This window comes from Atlantibacter subterraneus (assembly GCF_007570865.1).
GTDB lineage: Bacteria > Pseudomonadota > Gammaproteobacteria > Enterobacterales > Enterobacteriaceae > Atlantibacter > Atlantibacter subterraneus.
This window is the reverse complement of sequence record NZ_VLPS01000002.1, coordinates 47,209-60,735: the sequence shown is the minus strand read 5'-3', so window position 1 is coordinate 60,735 and position 13,527 is coordinate 47,209. Positions and strand designations below refer to the sequence as shown.

Sequence of the window (13,527 nt, the reverse complement as noted above, 5' to 3'; positions counted from 1 at the left end):
TGCGTAAAGCATTTATTGTTCGCGGAGATCGTTCATGGCCTTTACTCCTTCCACCTTATTACGCTGGCTGGCGCTGACCCTGCTGCTGAAAATGTCCTCCGTGCTGGCAGAGCCTTGGGCAGAGAAAACCTATAACCCGAAACCGGATAGCGAAGATATTATCTTACCCATGCCCTGCGAAGGCGCGATGGTATTCCGTCGGGTTGAGATCCCGGTAGCCGGCCCTCTGGATGATATGCCGATTACCTTAGGTGAAGACGGTGGGGAATGGGGCTTTGTTGAACACAGTTATCCGACCTTTATCGCCGGTAGTTTTACCGAGACCAAAAAAAGCAAAGGCCGCTACTATCTTATGGCCAAATATGAACTGACGGCGCTGCAGTACCAGGCACTAACCAGCGGTACCTGCCCTACCCCATCGCGCAAGATGAGCATTGCAGAAACCAATATAAGCTGGTTTGATGCGGTCAACCTCGCCGATAAATATAACCAATGGTTACGCAGTAACGCCCTCGACAAATTGCCGAAAGAAGACGGTAATCCAGGATTTTTACGCCTGCCCACCGAAGTCGAATGGGAATTTGCGGCTCGTGGCGGCCTGAAGGTGAATAGCGCGGAATTCCGCGATTCCCATTATCCGATGGATGACATGAAAAATTATGAGTGGTATTCCGGCTCACAATCCTCTAACGGCAAAGTACAGCTGGTCGGTCTGCTAAATCCCAACCCTCTCGGCCTGTACGATATGCTGGGCAATGTCTCTGAAATGATGTTTACCCCCTTTTATCTTAATAAAATCAACCGCCTTCATGGCCAGGCGGGCGGATTCGTGGTACGCGGCGGCAGCGTAATCTCAAATGAGTCTGAGATCCGTAGCGCCACCCGTAAAGAAATTAACTACTACGATGAGGCGCATCCCTTCACCAGTAAAACGACGGGCCTGCGTCTGGTCATGGTATCCCCGGCCATTACCTCGACCAACCGGTTGAAAGAGCTTGAGAAAAACTGGGCCACGCTCGGTGAAAATAAACCGGGCGAGGATAAGAACAAAGCGGAGTCAGCAGACACCGCAAAAGCGCTGGGCAGCCTGGCATCAGGCGTTGAAGATACGGAACTGAAAAAGAAACTGAAAGATTTGGAGAACCAGCTTCGCGCCAGCAATCAGCAACAGCAAGAAGAGCGAGCGCAATCAATCCGCGCCAGCTTAAATTTAGGGTCTTTCCTGTGCACAAAATTACAGGATGATGGCCGATTCCTGGATTTCCTGAACCACAACTATGAATTGTTATGCAAGGATAAAGACGACAGCGACAAAAACTGTGCCATCCGTAAAACGAAACTCAGCGAACAAACCGATCGCCTGCAACAATTGACCAGATATTACGCCAGCAGCCTGGTTGATTCCGCCACGCTTTATGGTCAGGAAGGTCTGAAGCATGAAGTGACCGTATTTGATCAAATGCTCACCCTGAACAAACGTCTTTCAGGCCTTAAGCCATTCCTCGCCGCGCACTGGCAGAACCAACAAAAATACCTGGCAAACGGCAAAATCGATACTGCCAGTTGGCTTGAGACCTGTAAGCAAATTAAAAGCAGTCACTGATCGCAACCTCTGACTTAGCGCACATATTTATTAAGGAGTTAATAACGTGAAATTTAGCTTAAAAATCGCGGCAATAACTTTAGGTTTTGTTGCCAGCGTCCAGTCATCTTTTGCCGAGATTTATAGCAATGAGGATCAGGAACAATTAACTCTGTAAAGAGCCGATCAAGGTAGGTACGCAAAGCGATGGCAGTATATTTAGCCGTGCTGCTCAGGAAGATGCTGAAGGCGATCGAATAATCGGTTTAATCGAAAAGTAAATACGCAGCCTGTTTGAAGGGGATGCCTTAGGCATCCCCGGTAAAGATGCAAGAAATCTATTTTCCCGGCCCGACGCTAACTTTCAACGGCTGGTAATATTGCGGGTCGAATATTGACAGAGGCAATGCATGTGATGCGCCATTCGCAGAGAGCTCGTTAACCCGGCTAATAACGACGCTGGCTGTCTTTTCAACCGCGTCACAACTGAATTCAGTTGCCGCACTCGTTGAACGGGTTGCGTCGCTATCACCAAACGGCTCCACTTCAAGCGTACCCGTTTCCAGCGCTGCACCGGATTTGTCGGTTAGCTGCAACGTAACAGACAAATGATTAAATTCCCCGTATCCACCATTATCCAAGGTGAACACCAGTGAACAAACGCCCTGTATCCAACCGCTGTCGGTATTACGAATACTGATATAACGTTGCTCATTTTCAGCGCTTATTGCCGGATTAATCGCTGCGCAAAGACCACTTAACAGAAATAAACCAGCCATGACATTTTTCATATTATGTTTCTCTATTTTGAAGTGCAAAACCTTAAAGAGGTAAATCATTCCGGACAGCTAACGATAACGTAAAATGCGGCAGTTATCTTTTTATTGATGTCTCCCATCTTCCCCCCTGAGATGCTGGAAAATCAATGGCTTTCTAACGCGTGCAGAGCATAAAAAAAGATATCCAATAACCTTTCGCACAGAATGTGGACACGCCCCTGAGCGAGGGTCTGATTTTCTAACTGTTGCCGGTTGATGGCTGAAACCCCGTAAATCTCAAAAAGTGCCTGGAACGAAAACGGGTGTGCTTATATTTTGGCCGCAGTCAATATTAATACCTCTTGAAGCATCTATGTAAGAGGACAATCACAATTCATTTGCAGGCAACTCGCACATGCCATTGAGATTGTTGGGTTATAACCCAACAATCTCATCCCCTAAATTAGTCAAAATCATTAATTCTTTGATCTCTCGTTGTGCCACCTGTAATTCAAATTGCTCTTGAATAGACATCCATTTTGACCAACTTCCACCGACCACATGCGATAAGCGGAGCGCCATAGCTTTCGTCAAAGAAACTGAACCGATTAACAATTCAACTATCTCTTGCTCGCGACATCCCATGTAAACCGAAAATTTATTCAGCCCTATATGTGAGGCAGCTAGTATTTCGGCGAGCTTAATGCCGGGATGATCAGGAAGTAAGATCATGCCGTACTCTTCCTGATAAATATCATAAATAGAACAGCCAGTTTCTCTCAGTTCTCGTAAGTTTTTCCCTGCAAACTTAAGCTCATGTGTAAGCCCGAGAAACTCACCAGAAAATTCATATTCTGCATCAGGCCTATGGTGGCATTTGATCAATGCATATGCCGCCAGAAATAAACCCGCACTGGTGTGTTCTGCGCGGTCATATTGCCAGGGGGTACCCTGTCGTAAAAGCCGCTATTCGCAGAGAAAAGTCGTGGATGAAAACCATTGAGTTTTACCACGATATTTTTACGCCTCAGGCTGGTGGTGTGATATCCCAGCAGATCCTTTCCGGTGAGAATAACTCCTTATCATCATTGGAAAAAATAGCGCAAATCCCTGACAGCAGCTGGTTGTGGAAGCGTATTTTCACGGTGTTGCTGGCGCAGCTTGATACTCTGGACGATCCTCAATATCTGGACAAAATCAGTTGGCTATTAGGCCTGGCGGCGCAGTGGGTACGTTTTCGCGATGACATCATGACGGCAACGCTGACCCGCTATTACCATTCAACATATCGCGATCAAGCGCATTCCGCCCTGAAACAGGCTGCGCTGGAATACTGGGATAACCCGCAGCTGAAAAGCCAGCAGAACAAGTGGCATCAGTATGTTTCTGAACCCGTCGCAGCGATGGTGCGGGGGTGGCTGGCAAAACAAGATTTGATGCATTTCTTTGAACTGTTACGCGGCAATGGCGATGTCGATCAGGCCAGGCTGCATTATTGGCTACGTTTTGCGAATCAGATGGGGTTCACCCGTATCGTGATGGGGCCAGATGCCTGGCACGATCGTGGCCGCGACTTTATGAAATTCCGTGAGGAGAATCGTGGACGGTTAAGTCATTTGCGCGGTGGGCGTAGTTTCGATAACGCCATGATCATGCAGATTAACGACTACATTTTCGTTGAATTTTCCGGGACGGGGAACGCGATGTATGCCTACCGGGTGGGTCAGGCTCCATTTAACCCAGAGTCACACTCATTGGATATTAATATCCAATTAAAAGATAAATACCGTAATGTTCTTCGCCTTCCACATACCCCACGAGCCGAAGGGTATAACAAGACCCGAATCACTGGCTGGATGTTGAAATATGACGATGAATTACGTCAGTTGGGTATCCGCTGGATGGCTGAAGAGCCCGTCAAATTTATTGATAAAAAAGCGCCCTCACCCGCCACAGTATCTGACATCAAAATCATCAATCCATTGCGGGATACAGCAATACAGCGCCTGGTTGAAAACACCTCGTGCATCGTCAGCGATAACCGACAAAAAGGTGGCGTGCTGTCCGTTCAGTTCAAAGCACCTGACGATATAACGGAAAGAGAGTTGCTTCGACTCGGTTTCACCCCTGTGACTAAAGAACCGCATCGTTACTGGATCAAATAATGCTGAAACGTCTGTTAAGTAAACTGACGGGAAACCGTCAGCAGATAGAACGCCACCTGAAGTATCAGTACCAGATTGAGGAAAACGGACTCAGTTTTCCTCAATCGTTGGTTAATGACTCAGAGCTTTGGGCTCTGGCATCCTGGCTTGAGCAACTGGCCGAAGAAGACTATCTGATATCACTAACAGACCGCTGGTTATTGAGCTGGGATGCCTTGTATCGCCTGGTGGAAGACGAAGAACACTCCAGCAGTCTGCCTCTTATTGGTGTCCCAGAGGTATTACCATTACGTGCAAGCCTGAGTTCGCGAGGGGCATTAAACGATAGTGATTTTCGTGTCTGGATTTCTGAGTGGTCTGCGATTCCTTCCCGCCAGCCTATTCGTTTCAATCGTACCGGCGCTATTTTTACTTATGAAAATCAACAGCACCTGTTATCACGGGATAACTGGGCACTTTTACAAGCAATAGAGCAGCTTAGTACCCAGCAAATTCAGACGCCTGGCGAAACCACTAACCAGCTAGGATGGGCCGCTATTCGCAAATGTGCAAAACAAGCTGCCGCAAAATTTGATGACTACTTAGAAAAAACGCACGTTATCAAACCGACCTCATTGTCATTACGTCTGCGTAAGGCAACAGTTGCTGATACTGCCGTTATCGAGATTGAGCCACACTTCGAGGACCAGCCCACTAACTGGCTCGGCAGTTTTGACAAGAATGCTCAGGTTCACGATAGCTATCGCATACCCGGGGAGAACGGCGAACTCAGCCATGTCATCATTCCTCCCGAAGTAAAAGAAGTCCTGAGTTCTATTCACTCAATCCCTGGCCGTAGGGTTGCCGGCAGTGAAGCGCTCTCCTTTGTTCGCAACCCCTATACTTTTTTGGGTGAAGATGCCGCCAGTATTATTGCTCCTGAGGAACACGAACAGGCACTGTTTGATGCCCATATTTTCTTTCATCACTTCAGGCTTCAACCCCAAATCAATGATGAGAATAAGATAGAGAGTATTACGCTGGTACTGGAGCCTGTCTCACCGGTGCCACAACCGGAGGTGTCATTCCTCTTATCTGCGCCATGGGAACTGGAAAAATTTGTTCAGGCCGTAGGGATTAGCGTTGCCGCGCAAATGCCGGCAGGTTCCTGGCAGGGATACGAGCTGGAACTTAGCCAATTCACTGAACAGCAATGGCATGATTGCCAGTCGCTGTTGTTGCGTTGGCAACAGGAAGTCGAGGGTAAAGAGTTTAACGATGTCCTGGATCTGGGCAAATATGGCGATCGCGTCATCGGCATTGGTGAGTTCGAAAAAATATCCTCGCCCTGGCTGACCAAGGCAAAAAGTGAAGACTGGCTCCCTGATGACATCGACTGCTCTGCATTTTCGGTGGAGACGCTAACGGGCTGGCAACCTGAAAACCTGCAGCATTTCGATGAACTGCAGGAGAGAATTACCCAGGCAGAAGCATCTGGCGAAACGCATATCATCCCCCCCTGGAATGAGACTGAACTGCCGCTGGATGCAGCGAAGACCTTCAGTAAGAACTGGGAAAAACAGCAAAAGGCAACACAGGAATCAGAGGACAGTGCTGTTGAAAAAGCCGCCCGGGCTGTACTCAAAATTGAACAGAACATTGAAGAAGCGGCCTATATCAAACAACGCCGCGATTCACTCCTCAATGCACGTCTAGCTGAACCTGAAATTCCTCTGAGCCTTAAAGAGCACATCCGGCTCAAAGATCATCAGCGTGAAGGCGTGGCCTAGCTCCAGCAGCTTTTCCTTCGTTCACCTCAGGAAACGGCTGGTTGCTTGCTGGCGGATGACATGGGTCTGGGGAAAACGCTGCAGATCCTGAGCTTCCTGGTCTGGTTCATTGAAAAATTACCAGACGAGCCACCCAGCCTCATCGTTGCCCCCGTTTCTCTTTTGGATAACTGGGAACGTGAGCTGGATAATTTCTTCTATACCGCCGGGATTTCAGTGTTGAAACTATATGGCGATACCATCAAAGCAGTGAAATACCCGAAACAGGCGATCCCGGCTCATCTGCAGTCTCAGGAGATCAAAAACCTGCTCAAACCCGGCTGGCGCGGTGAAGCGAAAATTATTCTGACAACCTACGAAACGCTTCGCGATCAGGAGTTCTCACTGGCGCGCCAACCGTGGTCCATCATGGTCTGCGACGAGGCACAAAAAATAAAGAACCCGGCAGCATTAATCACTCATGCCGCCAATGCTATACAAGCCAGATTTAAAGTGGCATGTACCGGCACGCCTGTCGAAAACACGCTTGTAGACCTGTGGAGCCTCTTTGATTTCGCTCAGCCTGGCCTGTTAGGCGCACTCAATGAATTTGGCAAACACTATGTTCGCCCAATAGAGAACGAAGCGGGCCGGGATACAGGGCAGCTTGAAAGCTTACGAGCGTTGATTGAACCACAAACATTACGCCGGACTAAAGAAGAGGTTGCGCGTGATTTGCCGCAAAAAATAGAAGTCGTCAGCTGTAAGCAACTGCCGCTTTCTGGCCCCCAAAAGCAACTGTATCTTTCTTCAATAGCGAACTGGCAACAACAGCAGGCACTTAGTGAAGGAATGCAACAAGCAGGCGCGGGGATGTTGGGGTTATTACATCGTCTTAAACTCATTTGTGCACACCCGGCAGTCGTTAACCCTGAGCCTCGTTATCAGGAAGGGTCGCCAAAGCTTAACTGGATGTTGAAAACGCTGGATGAGATTAAGCACACCAGCAAAGACAAAGTAATCATCTTTACTGAGCTGCGCGATCTCCAGCGCGAGATACAGCATGCTATTCAACAGCGATTCGGTTTCCGTCCGGTGATCATCAACGGCGACACCAGTACTAAAAGTCAGAGCCAGAATAGTCGCCAGCGATTGATTGATGATTTCCAGTCCCAACCCGGCTTTGGCGTGATTATTCTCTCCACCGTCGCGGTTGGCTTTGGGGTTAACGTGCAGAAAGCAAACCACGTTATTCATTTCACCCGCTGTTGGAATCCAGCGAAAGAAGACCAGGCAACTGACCGCGCTTACCGTATCGGCCAGACAAAGGATGTGTATGTGTATTATCCGACGGTAATGGACACTGAAATTACGACGTTGGAAGAAACGCTAGACGAACTCCTTCAGCGTCGTCGGGCATTGGCGAGGGATATGTTGTGCTCTGCATCGGATCTAAGCAGCGCTGATTTTGAAAACATTTTAAAAGGGGCGTAAGCGCTCAATTTTCGCACTACAAAAAAAAGGTGCTTAGGTTCATTTCAAAGCCAATACCTGCTGACCACCTCAATGAGAGGTGGTGTTAGTACAGGGATAAAAAACCCGCCGCAGCGGGTTTGAGATTTACCAGTAATATTCCAGGGGGCGATTGTTCGGCAACCAAAGCAGGCCATCAGGATCTGCGCCAGTCACTACAGCATGCGCCAGGGCACGTTCATCAGCGCGACGTCGGCGGGTCGTATACAAGTTATTCCAGTAACCTGGATTCTTGCTGTAGTTTACTCGGGGCGCATTGTCGCTATAACGGTCGGCATAGTGAATATGCTTTACACGACAGCGAGTTGCATACTTCACGCGCCAGTGTGGCAATGGTTTACCGTGGCGATCACGGTCTTTACGAGTATTAAATGTAGACATAAGTAAGCTCCAATTAAGGTACTTACAAATGTTCTCCGGTAGTGTCATGGTGCATTCATCCTCCTGTTAATCGGTATATCGCAAGCGGTCGATAATCTCCTGCCAGCTCATACCGTGGTGCTCACGCTGATTTCCACACATAGGGCAAGAGCAAGATGTTGGGGTGCGTGCAATGATTCCGACCATACGTGGCGACATGCTGGCGAAAACATGAAAATACTGGCGACGCTTCTGCTTTATGCGGCGCTCATGATGGCGGCGCTCCGCTCGTGTACGTGACATTTTGAAACTCCATGATGCAGGGGCTCATTGCCCCTACTTATGAGTTCCGAATGGGTAATCGGGCGAAAATTAATCATAACTGTTCTTCTCGCTTGGCAAACGTGCCACCAGCCTTCGCTATAGAGTCAGCCAGTGCAGCAATTGACGGTTCATAGGCCATTCCACCGCTTGGATGTGTGATGCCGCACCATTCCACCGGGTATTTTGGCGGAAGATTTGGCACCTCATCCCACAGGCGATTACCCAGCACCAGAATTACATCAGGCTCTAGCTCCCCGACAACCTCAAAGAATGGGGCTTCTGCGGCCCTCCATGCTTCTGCTGTTGGCGCTATTCGCGAGCCTTCACCAACGATTGACTGCACGTAATTATAAAACGCAATGTTCTGCCAGGCTTCATACCGTTCTTCATCCGTTGGATTTGAGGTATCACCACGCAACACGGTTGTGAGCTTAGAGAAAAACGGATTGCCAGAACAGTAAGCGTGCGTTTTAACAACGTACTGCGTGTAATCGTGGCCTACGTCGTGCTCGTCCGCGTAATGTGACTCACCCAATACCAGCACCCGAACGCCATAACGGCTACCGGCGTATTTTGAGCCAATGAACGGGCGGAAATTGATACTACTTTGTTGTTGCTGCTCCATTTTTCCCTCAATCAATTATTCGAGGATGAAGATCAATCTGTTAGACAACCAAATTCAGTGTACCACTACAGAAACAGGCCATAAGTAATAAGGAATACTATCGATAAAATTTTGCTATTTGAATCTGTAAAGCTCTCGCTCATACCCACATACCGGCATACCGGCATACCGGCACTGATCATGATCACTCGAGCGATCACTTTACACATTGCTATCTGATGGCTCGGAATGCACCATCATCATTATTTATTTTTAACGGTGATCATATATCCTTCCCACTACAACTCACTGATTATAAATACATATTCCAAAAGTGATCACGTGGTAATTCATACTAATTAAACCAACAGATTGTTATTAATGGGATTTCATCTCAAACTTCGGCATTAAGTGTTCCTGCTAATTCAGCATTTTCCTGTTAGGGCGAAGCCATCATAGCCATGGCCGAAGCAAAAAAGGATTGATCAGGCCAAAATATGGAAAATCTACCAGGTAACGCCTGGCAGTACTCGGCACTATCCCAACATGACGGCAGTATTCTGCAACGCTCCACCCTTCTGGCCAAAAACGTAAGTAGTAATCATCAAAATGTTTCTTCCAGCGATCACTCATTGGTTTTCTACGCAGTTGTTTGGCCGCAGATTTGTAGCGTAGCTTATTGTTTCTGATGTAACTTTCAACTGAGCCTTTACTTTGCAAAAAGCAATAGCGATGCCAAGCCCAGTAAATGATTTTAAGGCTCTGCCCACCTACCTGTCGGCAATTTGCGTACACACGTTCAGGATTAAGCCGATACTTTCTTGCATACCCAGACAGACTAACGCCTGTAATTAATGCTTCAAAAAGGTAATTGCGTCGATGCCCTGACCAGCGTGGAGCATCGCGGATCCACCACTTTTCTTCGTCGACTAGTTCATAATATGAACGCCTACGGTAAAACATGGGTAGCTCAGCCTCTCCCTGGAAGTATTTGTCCAACGAACCTTCGTAGCAGGAAGGAAGAGAGATACTTTTCAAGTTGTCGGACGCTTTCAGTATGACTTTCGCCCTGGCTTGCCTCGTTTTACGAATGAATGGCTTTGGTTTTTTGAAACCATGACCAATACGTCGAATGCCTTTAGCAATGTGTTCTTTAGTATATTTTTTCCCGAAATAACTTACACGCAACATAAGTTTTGCGTATGACTCTGGATTATCTCGAGCAACAGTGTAATAACCATTTTTTGGAAAAAACACGGTCCCAGCGGTAGCAAGATGCCAACAGCGATCAACTATTTTATTCAAGAGGTTTGGGTATCTAATGCAATTAGCATCAAGCATTAGCAGATAATGATAATGTTGGGATTCGGAATTTCCCTGCTCCCTAACCCAGAGGTAACTTATAAAAGACTTGGGATAATTTTCACTTATCATTTTGAACAGTAAATTATGGAAATCACTGATAGGCTGGTTACCAGAGGTATACTCCGGAAGATGAAGATCATACCTGACAGCTAGAAACCTGGATTTCGTAGCCACTTTATCCACGGCATCAAATACTTTCCCCATGATTCTGATATCTTGCTCTTCTTCAGAATACAGTACAGGCCACAGCACGTCCTTAAAGATAAAGATCCCCTTTGATTGGATCCCCGCAATGATGCCTGGCGATATATTATTAAATACCGTATTAGATGCAGAGATGGTTGAGGTATTCTCTAGTTGGTTAATCAGGCACATATCTACGATTCATACTTATTCAGGCTTAAATAAATCATCTATTCACGGTTCATCTTGTTTCACTTTTACCAGGTACAAAAAAAGGCTGGAACCCCAGCCTTCATGTACAGAGCTATCTTTATTGTTCTTTCAACCACTCCTGATAAACCTGCTCAGGCCAACCTAGAGTACGGCCACCACGAATAATAGGTTGAGGGAAAATGCCGGCTTTGACCCAGCGATAAAGTGTTGTACGACTGCAATCAAGTAATTGCAGCATTTTATTGATACGGATTAATTGTTGCTGCTGACGAAGTAATAAACCCCTGTCACTAATCGTAGTGTTAACTTTCAAATTTAATATTCCCTGACGAAAACAAAATAACAGGCATAGCAATACAGAGCTAAATAGCGTTGAAGGGGGAATGTTCTTCTCTGTATAAACCAATCAAAGTAAGCAATGTGATTATGTAGAGTTCGCGCTATCTACCGACCACTTCGCTCTGGCAACATTTATACCAGCAACAATCTGATACGCCAAGAAAACAGCTGGCAATAAAAAAAAGTATATTTCTACCACTTCCTATTAAACATATGCATGTCAGTGAATCCATCTGAACCTAGTTGCCCCATTGTAGTTTTTCTATGGTGAGGCTTTTCAGAACACAGAACGGGCTCTTCCATTACACCCACGGGTAACTCAGAGCGAGACGCGTTAGCACGACCATCCCGAGTAGATGCAGTAGTTAGCATTCATGAGATAAAAAGGAAATGAGAAGCTATAGGATGCTAAACAAGTACGCAAGTAAGTACGCGAGACGAAAAACAGAGAATTTTACTGAAGAGGTATGTTTGTAACTATTTGATTTTAATGGTGCGATAATATGAATAGAAAAAATAATTATGCAACTGATTTACATGAGATTTTAAAAAACAACTTAGTTTTATGCCCCCAAAAATGCCCCCAAAGCAAATCTCCTTTCCCCCTCCTCAACAGGAGGGGAATGAGATTTAATCATGCTTTAACTTTGACTCATTTATACGAGAGTACAGATTGTTAGCAAATCGGAAGTTGCTAATAATGACGCTAAAAATACAACGACTTTGCAGCCAACATAAACAAAAAACAAATACCAATGCTACAAATTTAATACTCACCCTGCATTCAATGTAGAAATTTGAATTTCCTATCAACGCCTTAACAACATAAAAAACAAGTGTACCAAGCATAACTAATGCAGAAACAATAATCACATAGATTAATCGTTCTATCCTCGGAACGTCCTTCGTATTCTTAATATAATCAACATTATCACTAACAATCCCTTGAATTGCATTTGGATACAAAAAACCAACCCATAATCCGATAATAGTAAATATTGCAGCTGAAATATTTTGCAAGGTCCCGACTACATCCTTGACATCAGAAAATTTCAACGAGTCCTTCAAGAAATATACCAATATAGCAATAACAGCCAGAGCAATAACATCCCATTTGGCGCCAGTGATCAGGTCTGATAATGCCTTCCTAACTTTGGGATTCATATTATTCACCTATCACTTAAACTTGACCATTAGCAATGAGTTGGTCATTTGAATCTTCGACAACAGGATCTAATTGAGCTTCGTCATCAATAGCATCCTCCTGAGCCATAACGGACTCGAGAATGTCCTCTCTGATATTATTAATTTCTTCTAATAATTTTCCCGGAGAATAGTGTGAAAGCCCATCAGAATCGATCGGTAATGTAGACTTCACAACATATTTAGTAAGCCATATTGGAATTTCAGAATCCTTAACTTTAAAGCCTACATCAGCCCAGTCAGTATCCTCTGTTCGTTGTGCAAATAATTGTGCGATTTCCTCAGGAGTTGGAGCACCATCAATGCGTACTTCGATACGTTTAGGGGATTGTAAAGGTGGCGCCTCTCCAAATAGAGAAGGCATAAATTCACTTGCTAACTGAAGAAAAGGGCTACGCTCATCATCTACACGAGAAGTCGCAATATCACGAATTATAGTTTGAGTTATATTCGGTATAATATTTTCCAAGTTGTCAACAGCAGTTTTTATTTTTGTCTGTTCAACATCAAACTTAAATAAGCAATTACACTTATCCTTTCCTTCTCCATGCTCAAACATTGTTTTGACTACATTAACCATTCGGTTTGGATCACGGCTATGCTGATGGCTAGTAGTTGATTGTTTTCTACTTCCATCTACATTCGAATGATTATTCACAAATGTAGTTACGTATTGGCAAAACCTATTAGTGTCAGCGCCAGAATGAGGAAAAATTATGGAAGCTATTTTTTTGTGCTCTGGGATAATCCAGTAATAACATGGATCTCCCCAAATTACCCTGCCTCCTCTCACCGACGTTCCAGCTTTCACTGTATCACTTTCCTCGGAGCCAACTGCTGAACCCATTCTAACACCATGTAAATTACCTGAACCATCACCAACGGCTCGAAGCAAAACCACTACGATATCCTTCGTTTGAGGATCAATAGCAACTCCACGACAATATGTCTTAGATCGCATTGGGTTGGTATTAACATCCCACGGAATAGTTTCTTCAATAGCTTTACCTCGTAACCAAGTTTCAAATTCGCCAAAAACTTCCTCAAGAGAACCGAATTTGTAATCAAGATCTTTAGCTTTATGTTTTAATCGGTAAAAACCAAATGCGTTAATATCAAAAAAAGTAATAGAACCGTTATCCATAATAAA

General features: G+C 45.5%; 9 protein-coding genes and 2 pseudogenes. 3 read left to right on the top strand and 8 right to left on the bottom strand.

Annotated elements, in window-relative coordinates; all coding sequences use genetic code 11:
• The first annotated feature begins 34 nt into the window (after positions 1-34).
• Positions 35-1,603, top strand: coding sequence for a formylglycine-generating enzyme family protein (locus FND52_RS05560; RefSeq protein ID WP_144129941.1), 1,569 nt, complete (start codon positions 35-37; stop codon positions 1,601-1,603).
• Between the two features lie 317 nt (positions 1,604-1,920).
• On the opposite strand, the gene FND52_RS05555 is transcribed toward FND52_RS05560, so the two are convergent.
• Both FND52_RS05555 and FND52_RS05550 read right to left on the bottom strand, forming a co-directional pair.
• A complete protein-coding gene (locus FND52_RS05555) occupies positions 1,921-2,373 on the bottom strand; it encodes an IrmA family protein (protein ID WP_144129939.1) in 453 nt (150 codons plus the stop codon).
• 402 nt (positions 2,374-2,775) lie between these two features.
• On the bottom strand, positions 2,776-3,225 hold the full coding sequence (locus FND52_RS05550; protein ID WP_244290552.1) for a helix-turn-helix transcriptional regulator: 450 nt from the start codon (positions 3,223-3,225) through the stop codon (positions 2,776-2,778).
• 11 nt (positions 3,226-3,236) lie between these two features.
• Between FND52_RS05550 and zorC the strand changes: the two are divergent.
• Positions 3,237-4,505 (top strand): annotated as a pseudogene (gene zorC, locus FND52_RS05545) (type I Zorya anti-phage system protein ZorC); the annotation flags it as partial.
• Positions 4,505-7,747: pseudogene (zorD, locus tag FND52_RS05540) on the top strand (type I Zorya anti-phage system protein ZorD). The pseudogenes zorC and zorD, both read left to right, overlap by 1 nt.
• Before the next feature lie 126 nt (positions 7,748-7,873).
• On the opposite strand, the gene FND52_RS05535 reads toward zorD, so the two are convergent.
• From FND52_RS05535 to FND52_RS05505, 6 genes are all read right to left on the bottom strand, one after another.
• Complete coding sequence (locus FND52_RS05535) at positions 7,874-8,167, bottom strand: hypothetical protein (protein WP_144129935.1); 294 nt, start codon at positions 8,165-8,167, stop codon at positions 7,874-7,876.
• Between the two features lie 355 nt (positions 8,168-8,522).
• A complete protein-coding gene (locus FND52_RS05525; protein ID WP_144129931.1) occupies positions 8,523-9,095 on the bottom strand; it encodes a hypothetical protein in 573 nt (190 codons plus the stop codon).
• 432 nt (positions 9,096-9,527) lie between these two features.
• Positions 9,528-10,814: a YagK/YfjJ domain-containing protein gene (locus FND52_RS05520; protein WP_144129929.1), complete on the bottom strand. Its 1,287-nt coding sequence runs from the start codon at positions 10,812-10,814 to the stop codon at positions 9,528-9,530.
• Between the two features lie 118 nt (positions 10,815-10,932).
• On the bottom strand, positions 10,933-11,148 hold the full coding sequence (locus tag FND52_RS05515; RefSeq protein WP_244290551.1) for a helix-turn-helix transcriptional regulator: 216 nt from the start codon (positions 11,146-11,148) through the stop codon (positions 10,933-10,935).
• 656 nt (positions 11,149-11,804) lie between these two features.
• Positions 11,805-12,338, bottom strand: a complete 534-nt coding sequence (locus FND52_RS05510) for a hypothetical protein (protein ID WP_144129928.1) — start codon at positions 12,336-12,338, stop codon at positions 11,805-11,807.
• A 16-nt stretch (positions 12,339-12,354) separates the two neighbouring features.
• On the bottom strand, positions 12,355-13,521 hold the full coding sequence (locus FND52_RS05505; RefSeq protein ID WP_144129926.1) for a hypothetical protein: 1,167 nt from the start codon (positions 13,519-13,521) through the stop codon (positions 12,355-12,357).
• Positions 13,522-13,527 lie beyond the last annotated feature (6 nt).

What these genes read in the sequence shown, in the direction of transcription:
- FND52_RS05535 (WP_144129935.1), bottom strand. Translation starts at nt 8,167, where the DNA reads ATGTCTACATTTAATACTCGTAAAGACCGTGATCGCCACGGTAAACCA.
- FND52_RS05510 (WP_144129928.1), bottom strand. Translation starts at nt 12,338, where the DNA reads ATGAATCCCAAAGTTAGGAAGGCATTATCAGACCTGATCACTGGCGCC.
- FND52_RS05555 (WP_144129939.1), bottom strand. Translation starts at nt 2,373, where the DNA reads ATGAAAAATGTCATGGCTGGTTTATTTCTGTTAAGTGGTCTTTGCGCA.
- FND52_RS05505 (WP_144129926.1), bottom strand. Translation starts at nt 13,521, where the DNA reads ATGGATAACGGTTCTATTACTTTTTTTGATATTAACGCATTTGGTTTT.
- FND52_RS05560 (WP_144129941.1), top strand. Translation starts at nt 35, where the DNA reads ATGGCCTTTACTCCTTCCACCTTATTACGCTGGCTGGCGCTGACCCTG.
- FND52_RS05525 (WP_144129931.1), bottom strand. Translation starts at nt 9,095, where the DNA reads ATGGAGCAGCAACAACAAAGTAGTATCAATTTCCGCCCGTTCATTGGC.
- FND52_RS05520 (WP_144129929.1), bottom strand. Translation starts at nt 10,814, where the DNA reads ATGTGCCTGATTAACCAACTAGAGAATACCTCAACCATCTCTGCATCT.